General features: G+C 39.3%; 17 protein-coding genes and 1 pseudogene. 15 read left to right on the top strand and 3 right to left on the bottom strand.

Translation table 11 applies throughout. From position 1 onward, the window contains the following. The first annotated feature begins 2 nt into the window (after positions 1-2). The 4 genes from AC04Q6_RS05810 (at position 3) to AC04Q6_RS05795 (ending at position 4,659) form a co-directional block, all read left to right on the top strand. Positions 3-644 carry an ABC transporter ATP-binding protein gene (locus tag AC04Q6_RS05810; RefSeq protein ID WP_009245407.1) on the top strand — a complete coding sequence of 214 codons (642 nt, stop codon included), beginning with the start codon at positions 3-5 and terminating at the stop codon, positions 642-644. A gap of 401 nt (positions 645-1,045) precedes the next feature. After that, entirely contained in the window at positions 1,046-2,566 is a 1,521-nt protein-coding gene (locus AC04Q6_RS05805; protein ID WP_005428257.1) for a DUF6034 family protein, read from the top strand. Between the two features lie 115 nt (positions 2,567-2,681). Continuing rightward, entirely contained in the window at positions 2,682-3,776 is a 1,095-nt protein-coding gene (locus AC04Q6_RS05800; RefSeq protein ID WP_009245400.1) for a S8 family serine peptidase, read from the top strand. Positions 3,777-3,801: 25 nt separating this feature from the next. Continuing rightward, positions 3,802-4,659, top strand: a complete 858-nt coding sequence (locus tag AC04Q6_RS05795; RefSeq protein ID WP_015526198.1) for an ABC transporter transmembrane domain-containing protein — start codon at positions 3,802-3,804, stop codon at positions 4,657-4,659. A gap of 238 nt (positions 4,660-4,897) precedes the next feature. On the opposite strand, the gene AC04Q6_RS05790 is transcribed toward AC04Q6_RS05795, so the two are convergent. Then, positions 4,898-5,377 carry a tetratricopeptide repeat protein gene (locus AC04Q6_RS05790; RefSeq protein WP_476389585.1) on the bottom strand — a complete coding sequence of 160 codons (480 nt, stop codon included), beginning with the start codon at positions 5,375-5,377 and terminating at the stop codon, positions 4,898-4,900. An 84-nt stretch (positions 5,378-5,461) separates the two neighbouring features. On the opposite strand from AC04Q6_RS05790, the gene istA reads away from it, so the two are divergent. Next, on the top strand, positions 5,462-7,006 hold the full coding sequence (gene istA, locus AC04Q6_RS05785) for an IS21 family transposase (protein WP_118071978.1): 1,545 nt from the start codon (positions 5,462-5,464) through the stop codon (positions 7,004-7,006). Beyond that, positions 7,003-7,779 carry an IS21-like element helper ATPase IstB gene (gene istB, locus AC04Q6_RS05780; RefSeq protein ID WP_055057938.1) on the top strand — a complete coding sequence of 259 codons (777 nt, stop codon included), beginning with the start codon at positions 7,003-7,005 and terminating at the stop codon, positions 7,777-7,779. Before istA ends, istB begins: the two co-directional genes overlap by 4 nt. Before the next feature lie 95 nt (positions 7,780-7,874). Here istB and AC04Q6_RS05775 read toward each other — a convergent pair. Beyond that, positions 7,875-9,731 (bottom strand): annotated as a pseudogene (locus tag AC04Q6_RS05775) (ATP-binding protein); the annotation flags it as partial. A 343-nt stretch (positions 9,732-10,074) separates the two neighbouring features. Between AC04Q6_RS05775 and AC04Q6_RS05770 the strand changes: the two are divergent. The 8 genes from AC04Q6_RS05770 to AC04Q6_RS05735 all read left to right on the top strand — a co-directional run bounded on the left by AC04Q6_RS05770 (position 10,075) and on the right by AC04Q6_RS05735 (position 18,568). Then, positions 10,075-10,242, top strand: coding sequence for a hypothetical protein (locus tag AC04Q6_RS05770; RefSeq protein ID WP_009245398.1), 168 nt, complete (start codon positions 10,075-10,077; stop codon positions 10,240-10,242). A gap of 76 nt (positions 10,243-10,318) precedes the next feature. Continuing rightward, complete coding sequence (locus AC04Q6_RS05765; protein WP_009245397.1) at positions 10,319-11,908, top strand: recombinase family protein; 1,590 nt, start codon at positions 10,319-10,321, stop codon at positions 11,906-11,908. Next, the gene (locus AC04Q6_RS05760; protein ID WP_005428244.1) at positions 11,905-13,497 is read left to right on the top strand and encodes a recombinase family protein; all 1,593 of its coding nucleotides are present in this window, start codon (positions 11,905-11,907) and stop codon (positions 13,495-13,497) included. Before AC04Q6_RS05765 ends, AC04Q6_RS05760 begins: the two co-directional genes overlap by 4 nt. Positions 13,498-13,604: 107 nt before the next feature. Continuing rightward, the gene (locus tag AC04Q6_RS05755) at positions 13,605-14,447 is read left to right on the top strand and encodes a S8 family serine peptidase (protein ID WP_476389584.1); all 843 of its coding nucleotides are present in this window, start codon (positions 13,605-13,607) and stop codon (positions 14,445-14,447) included. A gap of 195 nt (positions 14,448-14,642) precedes the next feature. Beyond that, a complete protein-coding gene (locus tag AC04Q6_RS05750) occupies positions 14,643-14,990 on the top strand; it encodes a TnpV protein (protein ID WP_129258605.1) in 348 nt (115 codons plus the stop codon). Between the two features lie 149 nt (positions 14,991-15,139). Then, positions 15,140-16,978, top strand: a complete 1,839-nt coding sequence (locus tag AC04Q6_RS05745) for a DNA primase family protein (RefSeq protein WP_243040587.1) — start codon at positions 15,140-15,142, stop codon at positions 16,976-16,978. 196 nt (positions 16,979-17,174) lie between these two features. Next, positions 17,175-18,119: a ParM/StbA family protein gene (locus AC04Q6_RS05740; protein ID WP_055303559.1), complete on the top strand. Its 945-nt coding sequence runs from the start codon at positions 17,175-17,177 to the stop codon at positions 18,117-18,119. Then, positions 18,116-18,568: a hypothetical protein gene (locus AC04Q6_RS05735; protein ID WP_250842533.1), complete on the top strand. Its 453-nt coding sequence runs from the start codon at positions 18,116-18,118 to the stop codon at positions 18,566-18,568. Before AC04Q6_RS05740 ends, AC04Q6_RS05735 begins: the two co-directional genes overlap by 4 nt. A 53-nt stretch (positions 18,569-18,621) precedes the next feature. Here AC04Q6_RS05735 and AC04Q6_RS05730 read toward each other — a convergent pair whose 3' ends face one another. Then, on the bottom strand, positions 18,622-18,855 hold the full coding sequence (locus AC04Q6_RS05730; protein ID WP_015540886.1) for a helix-turn-helix domain-containing protein: 234 nt from the start codon (positions 18,853-18,855) through the stop codon (positions 18,622-18,624). A 106-nt stretch (positions 18,856-18,961) separates the two neighbouring features. Here AC04Q6_RS05730 and AC04Q6_RS05725 point away from each other — a divergent pair, with 106 nt between their 5' ends. Beyond that, positions 18,962-19,225, top strand: a complete 264-nt coding sequence (locus AC04Q6_RS05725) for a hypothetical protein (RefSeq protein WP_055158244.1) — start codon at positions 18,962-18,964, stop codon at positions 19,223-19,225. Positions 19,226-19,635 lie beyond the last annotated feature (410 nt).

The raw sequence follows: 19,635 nt of genomic DNA, 5'->3' as shown, positions 1-19,635 counted from the left end.
AAATGGAATATGCAATCAGGTTGAAGGGACTGACAAAATCCTTTCAAAAAGAAAAAGTATTAAAGAACATTACCCATGATTTTGAAAAAGGGAAGATTCATGGGATTATGGGGTTTAACGGTTCAGGGAAAACCGTAATGTTTAAATGCATCTGTGGATTTTTACAACCTGAGAGCGGCACAGTGCTCGTAGGGGGAAAACAGATCGGGAAGGAGCTGGACTTTCCAGATTCCGTAGGCATTATCATTGAAAACCCTGGCTTCTTTCTGGATCTCAGCGGTTTTGCGAATTTAAAGAGACTGGCGTCTCTGAAACACCGTATTTCCGATGACGATGTGAGGGCGACGATGCGTGCCCTAGGGCTTGATCCTCTGTCTAAAAAGAAGGTAGGACAGTATTCTCTTGGAATGCGTGAACGTCTTGGTATCGCACAGGCAATCATGGAAGATCCGGAGCTTTTGATATTGGACGAGCCTTTTAATGGTCTGGACAAGCAGGGGGCAGGAGAGGTCTGCGAGCTTTTGCGGGGATTAAAGGAACGAGGGAAGACTATTCTTATCGCAGCACATAACATGCTGGAGATCGAATGGCTCTGCGATACGATCTGTGAGATGGATGCAGGTGTCCTGACGCAGATAAAATAAAAATACGGGGGAAAGAATATGGGAAAGGTATTAATTAAATGCATTCAAACACCGAAGAAACTCAACAAAAATATGAAGAAAAACAGGAACACGATTGAGTCTTTTGGGTGCGTTTGTGGATGTGGTTGCCCATGTTCATATTGTGCTGCGACTTGGTTATCTCAGCATAATGCGGATGCTTCAAGAGTGGTTATTAGTAATGACAATAGCGTAATGTACTAACAAGTTATAGTTACTAGTACATAGAACAGACTGCCTTATACATTAAAATAAATAAGGTAGTCTGTTTCTAAAAAATATACGAAAACGTTAATAGTGTCAGGAAGGTATTTATAAGTTAAAGAGTTTATAATTGAAGTTTCGTGAAAAAGCGACAATTCTATAAGATATATGGAGGAAAAATGAAAAAAAGTGTTCTAGCAATTATGGTAGGTGCGTTGTGTATTATTCTTTCCAGCTGTCAGGAAACACCAGAGGAGAGTTCGGTAGTCAGCAAAGTGGATGGGATTAGCGAGGCGGCTGTCTGTGAACCTCTTAAAAAAGGAGAAAAGAGAGAGACAAATGTTCCAACGCATTGGAAATTTGAAGAAAAGAAAAGCAACGACCGTGTGGTTATCCAGGCAGATATTAAGTTGGGCGAACAAAGCATTGGCAATCTTCCAGTCATAGAGATGCAAAATCACGAGTTAACGCAGGAAGAACTGAATGGATTGATTGATTATTTTACGGACGGTGAGGAACTATATATGCCACAGATGGTGACAAAGGATGCGTATCAGGAAGTGTTAGACAGGATTTCCAGCAAGGAAGGAAGTTACTTGCAATCAGCATATTCTACATCGATTGCAGGGATTCAAAACGCAACCCGAGAGGGGATGGAGCTTGCACCGGATGAAGCGTCTGCACCGGAAAAGATGGAGATAAAATTTCAAAAAAAAACAGAGGATCACGGTGTGGAAGCGGCACGGAGTTGGATGAGTACTGAATTGGAAAACACAGATACAGAGGATTATTTTACTGCAGATGTGGGCGAGGACAGGAAGGCATATATAGAAGCAGAGCGGTATAATCAGGAAATTGACAATGACAGTAGTTTTCTCTGGATGGAGGGTTCTAATTTTATAGAAGAAGAAACAATAGAAACTGAGGAAATGCAGAGTGAGTATTACAGTAGCTTTGGCATGGATACCAACGGCTATACAGAGAAATTTCATGAACTGGCAGATGCGTATCGAAAGTGCATGGACAAGATCACCTTTACAGAGGAAGATGGAAAGGAACAGGCAGAACAAGTTTTAGAGGATTTAGGTATCGATGGAATGGGCCTTGTAGATTCTGATCGTACCGTGTGGTTCCCGAATGGCGCATGTTCAGAGCGCAATGGTCTGGGACTTGGTAGTGATGCTTTGTGGCAGGGAGATCTGGATAGAGGATTACCGGGATATCTGTATTGTTTTTCGAAAAGTGTAGAGGGTATTACTTCAGTTCCTGATGGCGTGGTTGCGGAAGAAACAGTGGATAGTTATGTGCCTCCGTTCCAGGTAGAAACAATCTCTATTCTGATAACAGAGGAAGGAATTAAATATTTTAAATGGGATGGGATATCGGAAGAAGTCTGTACGGTGACGGAAAATACAAAGCTTCTGCCTTTTGAAAAAATACAGGCAAAGCTGACAGATCAGATTTTTTATTGGTATTCCGGAAAAGGCCAGTCTGCCAACGACACTACCGCACTGGAGTATGATGTGGTAAACGCAAAATTGCAGTATACTTATACCACAGCCTATCAGGAGCCGAAACACGCATGGTTGGTTCCAGCATGGATTTTTACTGTCAGGGAAAGTATTGGTGGAAATTCTCTACAGGAGCTTTCTTATGTGATCAATGCTTATGATGGCAGTGTGATTGGAGAAGCATATTAGGGTTCAGCGACACTTGAATTTTTATTGACCATAGAATTACAAGGTTTATCATGAGAATAATAAATATGCGATATTTGGCTTGGATATATAACAGGTAAGAATAGGAATAGTGCAAATGATTAAGCTCGCATTGATTGATAACGGTATACCTTATCATATGAGAAATAACAGGAATCAAAGGATTGTTCATAAATCTTTTTTGGCTTCTAAATGCGATCCAAGTGAGTATAAAGACGATAAATCATTCCATGGCGCTGTATGCGTCGGAATTATCACAAGCATATGTAGTGATATAGAATTATGGGACTTGAATGTGACTGACTCTGCAGGAACAACACAGATCACAGTTTTGCTGGAAGCTTTGGAATGGTGTATTCAAAATAAAATAAAGTTAATTCACATGAGTCTTGGAACAATCAATTATTTTGATATTAAACCCTTATGGATTCAAATAAAAAGATTACTTGATGCTGATGCGATTATAGTAGCAGCATATCATAACAGAAATATAAAGACTTATCCAGCTGCATATCCAGGTGTTTTTGGTGTCAGGCAGGATCGTTATGGTCTTTTGGGAAATGGTCAAATTCTGTTTCAAGAACAAAAAGGTTATAATATTGAGAATTCTATTATAGCAAATTTTTCGTGGAATGGGATCGTAAATCAAGCCAATAGTTATGCGGCTCCTGTTGTCACTGGACATATTGCTACATATTTAAACAGAAAGCCCACAGCAGGATTTGATGATGTTATGGACTTTTTGATGACTATAGCAACGCATAAATCTGATTATCCGGATATACTAGAAAATGTAATAAGGGATAAAACCAATATAGAGATACCGGTAATTGCCGGTATTGATTTAGATTACGAGGAAATGATACAGCTAAAAGTGATGTTTAGTCAGAACGGTTATTACGCAATAAATCTGCAGAAAAATCCTTTAGATGAAAATGTAATTCCTTTAGAATATTATGACGATTCCAATGAGTCATTGAACGATATCCTTTATACAGTATATATAGCTTATGAACCTGATATTATTCTTTTGAATCAAGAGGAAGAAATATTTGAAAGTAGTAAGGCATCAGATATAGATATGTATATTGTGCGTAAAAATAATATGTATGAATTGTATGCAGAAGATCGAATAGGAATAACTTACAATATAGAGGATATATATGAGCTTGTTTGTCAATATTTTGCTTAACGAATAGTGAGGATGGCAATTGGATATGAGAGAAAATGGGAAAACATGGTATCGAATTTGTAAAATGTTGTGTGAATATAAAAAGTATTTTCCAGGGATTATCTGTTGCCTTTTGGGTTCATCATTCATAACGTTTATACACCCACTGCTTATAAGACAAATAACAGATTGTGGTATATTGCAGAAAAACATGAAATACATTCTTTTATTTTCTGTTATATTAATAATAATTTCTTTAACCCAGCAAGAGTTAAATATAATCCAAACAAAATTATTTTCAAATGTACATAATCAGTTTACACATTCTCTCTATAAAAAGACTTACTGGAAAATCAATAGGATGAAAATACAGTATTTTGCTGAAAGAGGAAGTGCAGAGATTATAAATACAATTGGTATGGATATTGATAATGTGTCATCTGTTGTGGATCAGATTACTCAGTTTTCTATATCATCAATTCTCCAAATAATAGGAGGAGTAGTTGGGCTGTCCTTATTAGACTGGAAATTAGCAATATTGATAGAAGCAATTATTCCACTGAAATTTATAATAGTGTCCTATTGTGCAAACAAGAAACGGGAAGTGTTTGAACAGTGGATTGAGGATAAACGAAAGTTTATGAGTTGGTTTGCCGAGTGTATAAATGGAATTCATGAAATGAAGCTCTGGAATCTGTTTCAGGTAAAAAAATCTCAATTTGAAGGTCTGCAAAAAGATTTGATGGATTCATATAAAAAGAACGCAATGCTAGATGAATATAGTACTGTCAGTGTTGTAGTAATAGACACGGTTGTAAATGCGTTATTATATATATTAAGTGGGCTTTTTATAATAAAAGGAGAATTCACTATAGGCGGAGCATTTGCTTTTATTACATATTGAACAAGCAGAGGAGCATATTTACAAGTTCTCAGGCATTGATGAAGGCAATATACCTAGACTATAAAAAATTTGAGATAGGAGGAGCGAAAAGTGTCAAAAAAAGAAAAGTGATCCTTATGTAAACGCTCCATGTCTAAGAAAAAATGGAAATGGACAAGCGCCTAGTCTTGGAGTGTATCTCAAAACTAGGCGTTTACATTATTGAGGCAATATATTTTACAAGTGTTTGTAGGAACCGTTAGTGCTTGGTGAGAAGAATACTTTTTGCCAGAGCAATTCCAGCTTGTGGATACAATTCTTGAATTGCTTGATATTTTTCTTCAATCAATTCGGGTTCGTCTGCCCATATATCCTCATAAATTTTCAAGGCTTTTTTAAAATGGGTTTTCGCTTGCGAAATATTTGCAGTGATCAGGCAGATACTTCCAAGGGATTCCTGTACCTGGGCATAATCCAAACAGTGGTTTGAATTATATTCTTTGATAATCTGTGCTAATTTCTGAAGAGCAGACAGGGCAAGGTCAGGTTCTTGTATTTCAATTAAGAGGACAGCATAATTATTAATCTGAGGAATACTGTCATTAGTATAAAGAAGCTGGTATTGTTGTAAAAGAGAGATACCCATGATTATTCCGGGACTCTCAGAGCCACCTGTCCGGACTTTGAGAGCCACCATGCCGGAGAATGGGAGCCATATATTCCGGTAATTCAGAGCCACCTTATTGGACTCTATTACATATATTTCCTTTATACTGTAAATACACACCTTTGGTGTGAATACAGATAAAGGAGGTCGTAAATTATGACCAAGTATCGTGAAATCCTACGCTTGAAAAGCTTAGGATTCAGTGAGAGGAACATCGCACAAAGTTGCGGTGTATCCAGAAACACAGTCGCCAAGGTTTTGAAAAAAGCAGCGGAAATCAATCTTTCATGGCCGCTGGATTTTGACATGACCGACAGTGCGCTAGAGGAGCTGATGTTTCCTAAAGATAAGTCGGCAACGAATAAACGTATGCCAAACTTTGACTACATCCGCAAAGAACTTCTGCGGAACGGCGTAAACAAAAAACTTCTCTGGGTAGAATACTGTGAGGAGTGCCGCATGAGCAGCGAAGAGCCTCTAATGTATTCTCAGTTCTGCTACTACATCCAGAAGGATGAAGAAAAACGCAGGGCTACCATGCATATCCCTAGAAAACCAGGTGAACAGATTGAAGTTGACTGGGCCGGTGACCCTGCTCACATCATTGATCCGGACACCGGAGAAATCACAAATGCATGGATATTTGTAGGTGTATTAACTTACAGTCAGTATGCTTTTGTAAAAGCATATATGAATGAGAAAACCGACAACTGGATCAAAGCTCATGTCCAGATGTTTGATTTCTTTGGCGGTGTCACACCTATGCTCGTTTCTGATAACTGCACAACCGCAGTGAATCATAAAAAGAGTGACTGGTACAACACTGCCTTAAACACAACTTATCATGAGATGGCAGAACATTACAATCTTGCCATCCTTCCGGCCAGAGTCCGGAAACCCAAAGATAAACCGAATGTAGAGGGATCGGTAGGAAAGATATCCACATGGATAACAGCAGCCCTTCGCAATGAACAGTTTTTCTCTCTTGCAGAATTGAATGCTTCAATCCGTGAAAAACTGGATGCCTACAACGCCCGTAAATTCCAGAAAAAGGAATGTAGCAGACTCAGTTTATTTCTTGGGGAAGAAATGCCATTACTGGCTCCGTTGCCTGCTACACCTTTTGAACTGGCTGAGTGGAAACAAGCCACCGTCCAGTTTAACTATCACATCGCAGTAGACAGAATGTTCTACTCCGTGCCTTATCAGTATATCAAAAATAAGGTTGATGTGCGTATAACAGATACAACGGTTGAAATATTTTATAATCACAATCGTATTGCCTCTCACAGACGACTCTATGGACGAAGCGGTCAGTATTCTACAGTGACAGAACATATGCCGCAGGAACACCAGAAATATCTGGAATGGAACGGTGACCGATTCCGTAAGTGGGCTGATTCGATTGGAATTAACACAAGTAAGGTTGTCGATGCAATACTTACCTCCGGCAGGATTGAACAGCAATCCTACAGAAGCTGCATGGGATTACTGAAACTGGCAGAAAAATATTCGCCAGAAAAACTGGAACAGGTCTGCGCTAAGGCGCTCTCTTATTCCGGTAAACCCAGCTATAAAAGTATCAAAAATCTATTGGCTGCAACAAAGGATGCACCTGATACCGAATCAGAATCATTTCAAGCAGTAAAACCACATGGCATAACCAGAGGAGCCAGATACTATGGAGGTAAAAAATCATGACAAATCAAAGTACAATCGATAAACTTATTGAAATGCGTCTGACTGCTATGGCAGATGCATTCCGCATCCAGATGGATGATCCTGCAATGAAGGAAGTTCCATTCGAAGATCGGTTCGGCATGCTTGTTGATGTCGAATACAGCAACCGCAAAAACAATCGTCTGAAAAGGCTGATCCGCCAGGCTGAGTTTGAACAGCCAGATGCCAGCATCGCAGCGATTGATTACCATTCTGGACGAAAGCTGAACAAAGCACTGATCAACCGTCTGGCAACCTGTGAATACATTACAGAATACCGAAACATCTTTATTACTGGAGCAACCGGAAGTGGTAAAACTTATATGGCCTGTGCCTTTGGCATGGAAGCATGCAAGCACTATTACTCAGTACGGTATGTACGGCTTCCTGATCTATTATTGGACTTACAGGCTGCCAGGGACAATGGAACTTTCTCAACTGTCCTGAAGAAATACACCAAGCCAATAGTACTGATCATTGATGAGTGGCTGCTTCTTAAACTGACAGAAGCTGAAGCCAGGAATCTTTTTGAACTGATACATAAACGACGAAAAAAATCTTCAACGATCTTTTGTTCTCAGTTCCGTGAAAGTGAATGGTACCAGCAAATCTGTGATGGTGAAAGTACTCTTGCCGATGCCATCATGGATCGTATATCGTATGATTCCTATAAGATCGATATTGAAAGTGTTGACCCATCTAAAGACCTCTCTATGAGAGAAGTATATGGACTGGATCCAGCAATGGCAAAGTAACTTAATAAACAAAATGGGGTGGCTCCGTTAGTCCGGACAGGTGGCTCTCGCCACACCGGACTGGCGGCTCTGCCGCACCGTAATATTCAACCCATTTTCATGTGCCTTTTAGCGAGATCAAGTTGTCCGTTGATTCGGTAAAGCCCTCCAAGATTGGAATGGAGGTTGGAAACCAGGTGGGCATTTTCTTTTGTGGTTTCTTTTATTTGAGCAAGTGCTTCTTTTTCTAATTTTATCGCTTTTTCTGTTTTGGGTTCCAGAGTTGCCTGATAATCCAATAGTAAGGCACGGTCAGATGCAGTCCCGTAAGTATTTGCTTTTATAAAATGCTGTAGTTCCTGGATGATTTTTTTCATACCCTTTTGATAGTGGTACTTCTCCATATATGGAAAAACATCTTCTAAAAATAACAGGTATTGGGGAATATCGTCCTTTTCAATGAAAAGCATGATGTTTTCTACTGTTTGAAATAATTTTTTATAATAGCTAACTTCAATGCCATGCATCAAACATATTTTTGGCAGAGAATCCAATAACGTGTGGCAGCTTGTAACAGAAGGTGCGGTCTCGGAAACTGCAATTTCCTGAATCATTGGATGCAGAGAAATAGTATGCCGGAGACTTGACTGTACAAAACCTGTCTCGATCAGATCATTCACGTCATTTAAAGTAGGCAGCTCCAGCCATTTGGAAAATATACGGGCAGAAATACCAGATGAAGGCATAAAACACATATTGCACATAATATCCTGCTGTTTCCGTGATAAGGAGTATAACGAAAACAGGGTATGGATATGGTTGTAATAGGTGGCTTTTTTGCTCTGACCATCTTTCATTACTTTAATCTTATCTTCATTATGAAGAGAAGCCTTTTCCTCTTGAAGTTTTATCAATAATTGCTCTGGAGTTAAAATTCCATTTTCCAGAAGTTTGGCTGCCAGTTCGACAGCAAAAGTATGGTAGTGTACAGTTTCTATGATTTTTTCTACGATTGCCCGGTTTTCCTCTGCTTCTGAATAAAATACAGATGTCAGTTGAAAAAGAGTGGGTATATCTTTCAGTTCTTTTAATTGAAAACTACAGTATTCAGACAGTTGGCTTCTGGTTGTAAATAAAACCCGGCAACGGTATTTTAATACGACTGACAGGCAACTGTCCTGTGTGGATGTGACATTAAAATTGTCTATGATCAGCAGTGTATCAGATTTCAAAGAGCGTAAGAAACGGTTATGTCTTTGAAAACGTTCCTGCTCACTGATTTCTGGTGGATCATCAATAAAATCCATGTCTACAATATCTTGATATAGATTACCGGTGTATTCCATATAGAGAATATTGGTGTACTGTTTTCTGTATTGCTTTGCATAGGCTTTAGCAAGCTCGCTTTTTCCAATTCCGGCAATTCCATAAAGAAATATATGTCGGTTCTCTTCAAACAAAGTATGGAGTTCATCCAGTTCTTCTTCTCTTCCTAGAAAATGACGGCATGGTTTTGGGACTTCGCTGTCCATAATGTAATCCAGAACAATCGGAGATAGAACACCTCCTGCAATCAGTTTTTGATTTCTTGTATCACGTTTAATAAATTGCCGTTCCATACCAAAAGAAAGTACTTTTGCTAAAAACAACAGCCTTGAATCAGAAGGTTTATATAGAGATACAAGTTCCTGCTTTTTTGTATCCGAAATCGTATCGTCCTGTATGAATAACGTGTAAATGTCCTGTATAACCATGTTGCAGTCTGCCATTAAGGGAAGTAAGTTCCGCTGAATGGTTGTTGCCAGTTTTTTCTGATTGCTGGGTTTTGCATAATATGAGGTTATTTTGGGACTGATTTTTGCTTGTCCGGTTATCCAGCGGCAAATTAGACCATTATCCATAGAAAAATCTTCATTTATCGGATCATTCATAAAATCTTCAAATAATTCGTATAAAAAATCAGGTTGGTTCATCTGATTGCTTTCACTGATTTGATTTTTTAGGCATGTGCTAATAGAAGAAAAATCACATCGTTCCAACAGAAATCCCTCCTTTGGTTTTCGTGTTTTATATTCTTAAAGTCTTTTTATTATAACACGAACAAATGTTCCGGACAATAGGAATTGATACTGTATAGGAAGAAAATGAATCTTAAAAACTCAATCTGCGGTCAATTTCAATTCAATGTGATTGGTGCAGAATAATTTTAGAATGTAATCAGGCTTTCGAAAGCCGAATTCAATTCATACAGAACTTTTGTACAATCCTGCCGGCATAGGATGTAGAGAGAACTGTATGCTGAAGGAGGCATATAGCATGAATACGTTATTTGATTCTGTAGAAGTTCTGGATACAAAAAAAGAAATCCAAAAAGAGAATGTAAGCTATGAACATGCAGGATATCAGATTCGAGTGCATTTTAATGGGGAAAAGACATTGATCCAGTGCATTCAGAATCTTACTGAACGAAAAATTGCAGGTTGATTTTCTTAAGTTCTTGTTGTAAAATAAAGACAATTAAAGACAATGACTACGCAAGACCGATGAAAAGAGGGATAGAATGTATCAGGCAGGAATTTATTGCCGAATTTCCATTGAAGAGCAAAATAAAGAGGGTGAATACAGCAATAGTATTCACTCTCAGATTCAGATGGCAAGAGATTATATTGCAGAGAATAAAGATATTGCAGAGAAAAAAGTTTATGTAGACGATGGGGCTTCTGGAAGTAATTTTGAAAGAACTGAATTTCGGAGGATGCTGGCAGATATTGAGCTTGGTGTTATCAATATGGTGATTTTTAAGGACGTATCTCGACTTGGAAGAGAACATATTGATACCAACTATTATCTAGGCAAATATTTCCCGGAGAAACAGATTCGGATTGTTTCGATTCTGGATAATTATGATTCAGCCGTTGGAACTTATGATGAAATGTTAGAAATAAAAACTTTGCTGAATGATATGTATTTGAGAGATACATCCAGAAAGATTAAGACAACGATTCAGACCAAAAGAAGTATGGGCGAATATACTCCGAAACAGCCCCCCTTTGGATATGTGAAAAGTAAAACAATTCATAATCATCTGGAAATTGATCCTTATGCAGCCGAGGTTGTTCGAAGAATTTACAGAATGTATCAAAATGGATTTGGCTGTACGGTTATTTGCAGGACTTTGAATGAAGATGAAATCCCTTGTCCCGCAAAATATAAAAAGGAAGTTTTAAAAACCAATTATGTATGGGATTCGGGAAAAGGTCTGTGGACATCGTCTACTGTAAGTGGAATTTTAAAGAATCCGGTCTATACTGGGGCGGTTGTGATTCGGAAACATGAAAGACCGTCTTATAAGCTGAAATACAAAAAGGCAATTCCCCTGGAAGAAATGGAGCTGGTGCCGGATGCACATGAGGCAATCATTTCTAAAGAAGAGTTTGATAGGGTTCAGCAAATAAGAAAGGGGCGCAGAGTTTCCTATTTTGATAAAAACAATGAACCACATAAATATGTGGGACTGCTCTTTTGTGGGAAATGTAAAACAGCCATGCGAAAACGTTATCTGGCATCTCATAAAGACTATGACGGATATATGTGTGGTTTTCATCAGAAGCAGGGGCAGAATTACTGTGAGCTGAATCATATTACATTTGAAAAGCTGGATGAACTGGTTGTATTTGCAATCAACCAGCAATTGAAACAGATGAAGATGGATATGAAGAATCTGGAAACTCAGATCAGACAGAAACAGCCGGAACTGGATGGTAAAATTGCAAAATTGCAGGCAAAAATAGAAAGAAATCTGGAATACCGGAAACGAGCATATGAACAGTTTATGGATGAAGTACTTTCCAAAGAGGAATATCTGGAATTAAAACAGATGTATGAAACAGAGAATCAGAAATATCAAAAAGAATTATCAGAACTGAACCATGAAGAGCAAAGGCAGCGGGCGGCGGTCAATGAAACAAAGATATGGTTGGAGCACTTTAATCGCAGAAGAATAACGGTAAAGCAGCTTACCAGAGAAGCGCTTGTGGAGTTAGTTGATAAAATTTATGTATATCCAGAGCAGAAAATAGATATATATTTTAAGTTTGCTTCAGTAGAGAGTTCACCAGATAGAATACTTGAGAAAGATGGGGTGATATGATGTATCAGATGGGTGTATATTGTCGTCTGTCGAAGGATGATGGAGAGAATAAAGTTAGTGAGAGTATTGAAAATCAGATGAAACTGATTCGTGAGTATGTGACTAAATCAGAGGATCTGGAAATCGCAGATATTTATATTGATGACGGTTATTCGGGGCTTTATTTTGCGAATAGACCGGAATTTCAGCGGATGATGGAGGATATCTACAAAGGGAAAATTCAAGGCGTTATTACGAAAGATATTTCCCGGCTTGGGCGTGAACATATTGAAACCAGTAACTATATTGAGCGTGTTTTTCCATCTTTGGGTGTGCGTTATATTGCAATTTTGGATGGCGTGGATTCTGTTCATCACAGTAATGAAGAATTGGCACAGTTTAAGACGTTGTTTAATGATATGTATAGTCGTGATATATCTAAGAAAATCAGAGGTGCATTGACCGCCCAGAAGAAACGGGGACAGTTTATGTCTGGGTTTGCCCCATATGGATATGTAAAAGATCCGGCAGATAAGCATCATTTTCTTGTAGATGAAGAAGCAGCTAAAGTGGTACGGAGAATCTTTTATATGAGTTTGGAAGGATATTCCAGGGATGGTATTGCAAAGAAACTGAATCAGGAAGGAATTCTGACACCGTCAGAGTATAAGAGAAAGGTGCAGGGATTGAAATATGCCAATGCATTAGAAAAAGCGGGTGCAAAGGGCTGGGCATATCCTACGATCAATGTAATTTTGCGAAACAGAGTTTATACAGGGGCTATGGTACAGCATAAATCAGAAAAGATATCCTATAAAGTGGAAAAGTATCAATATATTCCAGAGGAACAGCAGTATATTGTGGAAGGAATGCACGAAGCAATTATTAGCAAAGATACTTTTGAGCAGGTACAGGAACTTATGAAGAAAAGAACACGGACACCGGGATTTAATAGCGAAGTGAGAAAGGTAAATCCATACGCAGGAATTATTGTTTGTGGAGATTGCGGATATAATTTCCAGAGGGTTACTTGTCGGGACGGTTATGAGTGCGGTACCTATCACAAAAAAGGAAACACAGTTTGTTATTCTCATTTCATTAAAAAAGAAGTATTGGATTCTATTGTAAAAAATGAAATCCAAAGACAAGCGGAACTGGCACTGAAAGAAAGTGATAAGGATGAAATATTAAAAGTAGCAGATAGGAAGAAGGAGGTGCAGAGACGATGTGCAGAAGCAGACCAGCAGATTGAACGGTTACAAAAAGAACTTGCGGCTGTCCAAAAGTATAAAAAGAAAACTTACGAAAATTATGTAGATGGTGTTCTGGATAAAGAAGAATATCTCTCCTATAAGGCAGAATATGAAAAGCAGGATAAAGATATCAGGGCGAAGATTCAGTTGGCAGAACAAGAGAAAGACAGCTTTGGAGAGGCAGAAGAATCTTATGAAAACTGGATAGAGAAATTTATCAAGTATGGAACATTATCCGAAGTGACAAGAGAAATTGTGACAGAATTGATTGAAAAAATTGTTGTGAATGGAGATAAGAGCATTGATATTGTATTTAAGTATCAGTCGCCTTATCCGGTAGAAAAACAGGCAGTGTAAAGACTGCAAATTTTTTTACAGTAATTTTCCCCTAGTTATAATGAACACACAGAGGGGATTCCCTTCTGGAAAACTATATTGATACAGTTGCGGCCATGGGGCGGACTGTGATCGTTACAGGAACCGGAAATAACGGCAGCCAGCCCTGGCATGCAGGAGGAATCCTGCAGCAGGGGAAAACAGAAGAAATCCAGCTGGCAGTGGGAGCTTTTGAGCCCACATTAAATGTACAGCTATGGAAGGATTATGAAGATGAGATGGAAATTTATCTGGAAAGTCCGTCTGGAGAACAGATTGGCCCATTATATGAACGGCTGGGCCCCCAGCGGCATCTGCTGGAAAATACAGAGCTTCTGATCTATTATGGAAAACCCGGTCCATATCAGCTGTCCCAGGAAATCTACATAGATTTCATTCCTGAAGGTAATTATGTGGACAGCGGTGTCTGGAAAGTTCTTTTAAGTGGAAAACATGTGCGTTCCGGCCAGTATTTCCTCTGGCTGCCGGGCGGAAATGTACTGAATCGTGGAACCGGGTTTTATTCTCCACGGGCAGTGGGAACCCTGACGATTCCTTCCACTGCTGGAAAAGTTATTTCTGTTGGAGCTTATGATTCCAGACAGAATGCCTACGCAGATTTTTCCGGAAGGGGAAGTCAGTTCCTGCTGATCCGGAAGCCTGACCTCGCAGCTCCCGGCGTATCCATCACCGCCCCGGTTCCAGGCGGTGGCTACGCCACTGTCACCGGAACCTCCTTTGCGGCACCCTTTGTCAGCGGAAGCGCAGCTCTGCTTATGGAGTGGGGAATCGTGAAAGGAAATGATCCGTTTCTTTATGGAGAAAAGGTGAAGGCATACCTGCGGAAAGGCGCACAGCGTGTGGGCGGGTATGAGGAGTATCCGAATGTGGAGGTGGGGTGGGGGGAGGACGTTATAATAAGGTTACATTGAAGAAAGTCAGTAAAATCAAGTGTTTCCGTTCATTTTCCCAACACAGAAACGAAGCACTTTTACCATGATTTTGAAGAAAATCTGCCCGGGTTGGATTCAAAATGATATGGAAAGAAAGATTTGTAGCAATGACGTAACATGAACAGTTGGTTCTGTTACAGATAAAAGTTTAAACGAAAGAGAGGTCATAGGGATATGAAACTGACTTATACAAATGTAAATGGATACCTGATTCCGAATCTCACCTATAAATCCGGTGAGCAGATGGAGCAACTTGGCAAATATGGATTTCTTCGCAGAGATTATCTGAAGAATCATCGAAATTCAACCTATCAGGTGATGCTTTTACAGGATATAATTGGAGAACACCTTCTGGAAGTAGATAAGGCAGCAAGAGAACGGGAAGAAGTGATCCTGAAGCAGCTGGAAGAAAAAGAACCACTGCCGGATAAAAAAGCAGATCAAATGGCATGGGTAAGAGCTGCTAATCAACACAGAGCGATTGCGGAAGAGATTATTCTCAAGGAATTGATTTATGTTTAAATGCAAGTTCTAAAAGGATACACAGTGCGTAGCGAATTGCAACTGTAAATCGGAACTTTTTTGCAGAGTTCACAGTAAAGTAAATAAGTGCAGAGAAAGGCGTGAGTCATAGAAATGTGGCTTGCGTCTTTTTCTTTGCCTGAAAGGAAGTGATAAGTTTGAACAAGAAGTTTTTGAAGCATTATATGGAAACCAATCCAGAAGGGACAGCACAGACCTATATCTTTCTGGTGGACAATCAGGATATCGCACTGAATATTGTGATGTCAGGTTATCAGGCACTTTGTCTGGTGCAGGAAGATGACGGATATTATTTCAGTGCAGATTCCTTTATAGAAGAAATGAGAGCTATTCAGTTTACAGGAAGCTGTCAGAGTGCCTATCATTATGTGACTGCCTGTACGGTGAAGTGGATGAATGATAAGTTACAGACATTTTTCAAAGACGCTGGTCTTGATGGAAAAGCAGGCTGGCAGTTGTTCAAAGAGAAAGAGTATCTTGGCAAATTGGATAATCAGAAAGAAGTTGAGAAACTACTGGAACAGTATATTCTTCGGTTTGAACGAGAACCGAAAGAACAACCGGAACTGAGCCGTTTTCATTTATTTGATGCAAAAGGGAATGTGAAAGGCGTCCGGGATATGGAGATTGTAGATTATCTGGTGGAGAATGTTCAGTTTTTTGTGGTAGGAATCACACCTTATTATTATGAACATGGTGCCTATTGGGAAGATCATAATGGGGTGAGAATGAAATACCGTATACAGAAGCTGATCTATCGAGATCAGATACAGAGTGGCGTAATTAAAAGAATTTATAATCTGCTGATTACACAGCCGAAAGTTCACCGGGAGGCATATGAACTAAATAAGCAGCCTGTGCGGTGGATTAATTTTAAAAATGGATATTATGATCCGATTACGGGTGAAATGCTGGAACACAATCCGGATTATCTGACAATCAATCAGATACCATTTCCCTATTATCCGGAAGACAGAGAGCAGGTGATGCAGGGTGGCGAAAATATCAAAAAATATCTTGCATCCTCTCTTCCAAATATAGAAGAACAGCAGACGTTCTGGGAGTATTTTGGATACTGCATGACACAGGATACGCAGTTTCAGAAATTCCTTACACTGAAAGGAAATGGTGGAACCGGAAAGTCTGTGGCAGTATCGCTGATTCAGCATGTAGTTGGAATCAACAATATGTCCAGCATTTCTTTACAGGATTTAAATAAACGATTCTATGCGACTGGAATGTATGGAAAGCTGTTAAATGCCTGTGCGGATATTCCCTGCAAAGCAATGGAGAACACAGATGTATTAAAGAAAGCAGTCGGTGAGGACACACTGATTTATGAGAAAAAAGGACAGGATGCAATTCATTTTCACTCTTATGCAAAGCTACTTTTTTCTACCAATGAAATGCCGCAAAATCTTGAGGACAAGTCAGATGCTTTTTACCGTAGACTACTGATTCTCGATATGAACCGGGTAGTAAAAAGTGGTGAAAAAGATCTGCACTTAAAGGAAAAGGTACAGGCAGAATCCGATTATGCAATTCATATGGCGATGATTGCATTGAAAAATCTGTACGAACAGGGAAAGTTCACGGAGAGCGAACACAGCAAAGAATGTGTAAGAGAAGTGCAACGGACGTCAGATAGTATCTGTGCTTTTATTGATGAGTCATTGGTGCGTGCTAAAGGAAAACGTCTGAAACGAAGTGAAGTGTTCCATATGTATGAGGAATACTGCAAAGAGAATGGCCGACAGGGGCATGGTAAATCCAACTTTTTCAGGAATATGACAGATAAAGGTTTCCTTCTGAAGCAGTACAATGGTGAGTTCTATTATCAGGATATTGCAGTTAAGGAAGAAGATTTTTGTCCTGTAGATCCAGAAGAAAGAATACCTTTTGAAGAAACAGATATAGATTATAAACAGTTACAATTAAATATGAATCAGGGAATTAAGGGCATTTAGGGCAAAATAAGCAAAAAGAAATGTTACCGGAGCAGGAGAAATAACAAAGATAGCTGCCAGAGTACATAAAATTTTGCTTTTTTTACACTGATTGCCCTTTTTCAGGTATCAACGTTTTAGCTGATACAAATATAGGTTTTTCCCGAATTTTGGAAAAAGTAAAAAAATAAAAATTAAGAAAGTGTGAGGTATGATTATGAGAATGATGAAAAACAACAATAATGAAACAGTTATGGTGATCGGGATTGATCATGGTTATGGAAACATGAAAACTGCCACCAGATGCTTTCCATCCGGTGTAGCCAGATATGACAAGGAGCCAATCTTTCAGAACAATCTTCTTGTTTACAATGGCATGTATTACCAGATCGGAGAGGAACACAAGGAGTTCTGTGCAGAGAAAACGCAGGATGAGGACTATTATGTGCTGACACTGGCAGCTATTGCAAGGGAACTGGATGGGAAAGGTATGAACCGGGCAACGGTACATATCGCAGCCGGACTTCCCCTTACCTGGGTAGCTACACAGAAAGAAGATTTCCAGAAATATCTTCTCCAGAATGAAAGCGTGGATTTTATATTCCGCAATAAAGAGTATCATGTAGAGTTTGCAGGAGCTGATATTTACCCACAGGGATTTGCAGCAGCCTTCTATCGCTTACAGGATTTCAAAGGAATCAATATGCTGGCAGATATTGGAAATGGAACTATGAATATTATGTATATCAATAATTCCCGTCCATTAGAGAAGAAATGCTTTACAGAGAAATATGGAACGCATCAGTGTGTGCTTGCTGTAAGGGAATCCCTGCTGAAAGAACTGGGAACAGTGGTGGACGATCTGGTGATTGAGCAGGTGATCCGTACCGGGACAGCAGATATTGGTGAGAAATATCTGACAGTCATTCGTAAAGCTGCCGGAGATTATACGAAAGAAATCTTTCATAAGCTGAGAGAACGGGAATATAATCCAGAACTGATGCGTCTGTATGTGGTCGGCGGTGGCGGTTGTATGATCCAGAATTTTGGAGAATATGACAAGAGCCGGGTGACAATTGTACGGGACATCTGTGCCACAGCGAAAGGCTATGAAGCAATGACCGTAAGGAAAATCCAGAGAAACGGAGGGATGCTTGTATGAGAAAAGAACGGAAAATCATCAATACAAATATCCGTTTGAATCTTTGTGATGAACAGGACAGGCAGGCATGGGAATATTTGCAGACGATGGACAGGGAAAAATATAAATCGTACACCAGAGCAGTTGTAGTTGCTTTAAACGATTATTTTTCCAGAGAGTACAGGAATGAAGCAGATCCGTATCTGGAAACCAGAGAAAAGGAAGATGTGTTTCTGGAAAGGGTGGAAACAGCTATCCGGGATGGAGTGAAAGAATCCGTCCCGATGGCTATAGCGAAGAATCTGATGGAAATGCTTGTACCGTTTGTAAAAGAATCGGTAGGAGAAATTAATCTGCTGGACAGAACACTAACAATGGAGAAAACGGATGGAGAGATCGCAGAAGATAATCTGGACTGGGAGAAAGAAGCTGATATGGATGCAGCACTGGATTTTGCGGATAGTTTTTAGCTGTCTGTAAAAAGGAAAAGCAGTCCGGTTTGCATAAAATAAATCGGACTGCCTTAAGTGGAGCTATTCTTTTTTCTTGGGTAAGGACGTTTATCATCTGTCAGGTTTAGCAGATAGTCAACGCTGGTGTTATGAAATTCAGCCAGTTTAATCAGAATGTGAGTAGGGATATCGACATCACCACATTCATAATTACTGTAAATACGCTGACTGCAATTCAGAATTTCACCCATATTCTTCTGCGTAAGGTCACGATCTTCACGCAGATCCCGTATTCTCTGATACATGCGTTTCACCTCTTGCATAATAATAACTTAGCGAGATATTCACTATTGAAATATAGCGAGAAATTCGCTACACTGAATTTAAAAATGCAGGAGGGAGAAGTACAGAGTGAAAGAGAAAGTGAAAAAGGTGCTGGTGTGGATTTTTGAATTTGTTTTATTTTGTGGATATTTCTATGTTTTATTCGTGAATCTGGTATGTGGATTTGGATATGGAGGGATAAGCAGCAGAGGACAGGCAATAAAGATTTTATGTGCTTCGTTCTTCCTTGCAGTGGGACTTCCCGGATTGATCTGGTATCAGCATCGCAGACTTATGAAACTGGAGAATTTATTGCATGACCTGTTTGAAATTTGCGACAAAATAAAATAGCAGTAATAGAAAAATAGACTGACAGTAAGGAAAGCTTTACGGAAACAGAATAGCAGAAAAAGGTAATGGCAGTGATGGCATTTCTATTGGTAAAAATCAGTGAAATGTTCATGACTGCTATTTTTATGCTTTTCAGCAGAAATGGAAAGTGATTCAGAAAAAGAAAAGCAGAAATAACAGCGAAATATGGCAGAGAGGCATTTGCAGATGGAAAACGTTGTATAAGCAAGGCAAAGAAGAAATATAGAGTGCCGGATACGGCACATGATTGTCCGATACTTCGCATCGGAGTGATGCATGAACAGCCTGTTTCAGAAAGAGAAAATCTATCGAAATGGGAGCTTTTCTCTTTCTTCCACAGTCTGTCCCTGCACCACAAAACCACCGTCATCTCCATTTTGATCTGATAA

Source organism: Blautia sp. HA9023 (assembly GCF_056504095.1).
Note: the sequence above shows the minus strand (reverse complement) of the source record. Positions and strands in the feature narration are given on the sequence as shown.

Coding starts and splice junctions, on each gene's coding strand:
- AC04Q6_RS05810 (WP_009245407.1), top strand. CDS start 3: ATGGAATATGCAATCAGGTTGAAGGGACTGACAAAATCCTTTCAAAAA.
- AC04Q6_RS05805 (WP_005428257.1), top strand. CDS start 1,046: ATGAAAAAAAGTGTTCTAGCAATTATGGTAGGTGCGTTGTGTATTATT.
- AC04Q6_RS05800 (WP_009245400.1), top strand. CDS start 2,682: ATGATTAAGCTCGCATTGATTGATAACGGTATACCTTATCATATGAGA.
- AC04Q6_RS05795 (WP_015526198.1), top strand. CDS start 3,802: ATGAGAGAAAATGGGAAAACATGGTATCGAATTTGTAAAATGTTGTGT.
- istA (WP_118071978.1), top strand. CDS start 5,462: ATGACCAAGTATCGTGAAATCCTACGCTTGAAAAGCTTAGGATTCAGT.
- istB (WP_055057938.1), top strand. CDS start 7,003: ATGACAAATCAAAGTACAATCGATAAACTTATTGAAATGCGTCTGACT.
- AC04Q6_RS05770 (WP_009245398.1), top strand. CDS start 10,075: ATGAATACGTTATTTGATTCTGTAGAAGTTCTGGATACAAAAAAAGAA.
- AC04Q6_RS05765 (WP_009245397.1), top strand. CDS start 10,319: ATGTATCAGGCAGGAATTTATTGCCGAATTTCCATTGAAGAGCAAAAT.
- AC04Q6_RS05760 (WP_005428244.1), top strand. CDS start 11,905: ATGATGTATCAGATGGGTGTATATTGTCGTCTGTCGAAGGATGATGGA.
- AC04Q6_RS05750 (WP_129258605.1), top strand. CDS start 14,643: ATGAAACTGACTTATACAAATGTAAATGGATACCTGATTCCGAATCTC.
- AC04Q6_RS05740 (WP_055303559.1), top strand. CDS start 17,175: ATGAGAATGATGAAAAACAACAATAATGAAACAGTTATGGTGATCGGG.
- AC04Q6_RS05735 (WP_250842533.1), top strand. CDS start 18,116: ATGAGAAAAGAACGGAAAATCATCAATACAAATATCCGTTTGAATCTT.
- AC04Q6_RS05730 (WP_015540886.1), bottom strand. CDS start 18,855: ATGTATCAGAGAATACGGGATCTGCGTGAAGATCGTGACCTTACGCAG.